The following is a 1,815-nucleotide window of genomic DNA, read 5'->3' as shown; positions in this document are numbered from 1 at the left end:
GATCCGTAACAATGGAAACCTGACTTCCAGTGTAAGAGTGGGCCGGACAGTTACGCTCGTTGAGAGCCATTGCCAGAAGGGCTATTGTGACCTGCTCACCGGTAGAAAGCAGGACATCCATCTCTCTGGGTGTGGGTTGTTTTTGAATATTAGATGCAAGATCAGTCAGCCGGTTGGTCTCACCACTCATCGCTGAGACAACGACAACAACATTATGTCCCTGATCTCTGAACCTCTTCACCTTGTCGGCAACTCCCTGGATGCGATCCAAGTTCCCGACAGAGGTGCCGCCAAATTTTTGTACTAACAGCGCCATGTTTATATCGTTCTACGTCAATCAGCCGACCCCGGAATGTAACACGAATAGCTTTGTTAAAAAAAGCACACCTCATTAAAAACGAGCCCGATGGCTCGTTTTTAATGAGGATTAAGTTGATCGAATTAACGAATCACATTACAGACGCTCTTGCAACCATGGGGCAATAGATTCAAGCGCTTCCTTGATTTTGGAAGCATCTGAACCACCACCCTGGGCAAAATCCGGACGACCGCCACCACGACCATCAACCTGATCGGCAACCATTTTCAACAAATCACCTGCTTTCACTTTGCCAGTAAGATCTTTGGTGACTCCCGCTACCAGAGGAAATTTAGCGTGACCAGGCACAGTCAGAAATACAATACCGGTCTGGAGCTTACCTTTCAGCTGATCCACCATGTCTCGCAAAGACTTAGGATCGACTCCCTCAAGCTCTGTAACCAGCACCTTTACACCATTGACATCAACAGCCCTGGACAGGAGATCGGCACTGCCAGCAGAAGCCAGCCTCTGTTGAAGTCTATGAAGCTCTTTCTCAAGCTCCTTATTCCTATCGAGAATTGAAGATACTTTGTCTTGCACATTATCCTGAGAACCTTTTACCAGACTTGCGACCGATTTCAGGGTATCTTCCAGCTTCTCCTGGTAATCAACCGCAGCTATGCCTGTGACAGCCTCAATGCGTCTCACACCCGCTGCAATCCCGGATTCAGAAACAATTCTGAATGAACCGATATCGCCCGTACGATTAACGTGCGTACCTCCGCAGAGCTCAACAGAAAAGCCTTCAGAGCCCATGGAAAGAACGCGAACCTCCTCACCGTACTTCTCGCCAAACAAAGCCATTGCGCCTTTAGCCTTAGCAGCTTTCATATCCAACAACTCAGTTTTAACCTCATTGTTATTACGAATTTGCTGATTAACCAGCCTCTCTATAGCCCGGAGGGCTTCAGGCCTGACCATTTCAAAATGAGAAAAATCAAAACGAAGTTTGTCTTGATCTACCAGAGAGCCCTTTTGAGTAACATGCTCACCCAGAACCTTACGCAGTGCAGCGTGAAGCAAGTGAGTAGCAGAGTGGTTCAACTCCGTAGCCCTGCGGGCTTCAGCATCGACGTAGGCAGTGACAGTATCACCAACCTTTAATTTACCCTGAGATACTTCCGAAATATGAAGATGACTGTCGCCCTGTTTTTGAGTATCCAATACCTTGACTTGGCCACCCTCAAAACTGAGCAAGCCGGTATCGCCCACCTGACCACCAGACTCTGCATAAAAAGGTGTTGACTGCAGAACGACCGTTGCTTCTTGACCTTCAGAGACAAAATCAACCGACTGCCCATCAACAAACAGAGCTGTGACTTCAGCCGCGTCCTGAAGATTTTCGTAACCCGTGAAATTGGTAGCCCCCTCAATGACCAACTGCTCACTGTAATTGACACCAAATTTGCTGGCTGCACGGGCCCTTTCACGCTGAACCTCAAGCAACTTCCTAA

The 1,815-nt window shown here is 48.1% G+C and carries 1 protein-coding gene and 1 pseudogene; both read right to left on the bottom strand.

Annotated features, from left to right (window positions below):
* A pseudogene (locus KDK18_RS01985) lies at positions 1-316 on the bottom strand (aspartate kinase); the annotation flags it as partial.
* Between the two features lie 138 nt (positions 317-454).
* The coding region (locus tag KDK18_RS01980; protein ID WP_257252815.1) for a DHHA1 domain-containing protein at positions 455-1,815 on the bottom strand (1,361 nt) is incomplete at its 5' end.

It is taken from the genome of Endozoicomonas sp. SESOKO3, from assembly GCF_024606255.1.
Note: the sequence above shows the minus strand (reverse complement) of the source record. Positions and strands in the feature narration are given on the sequence as shown.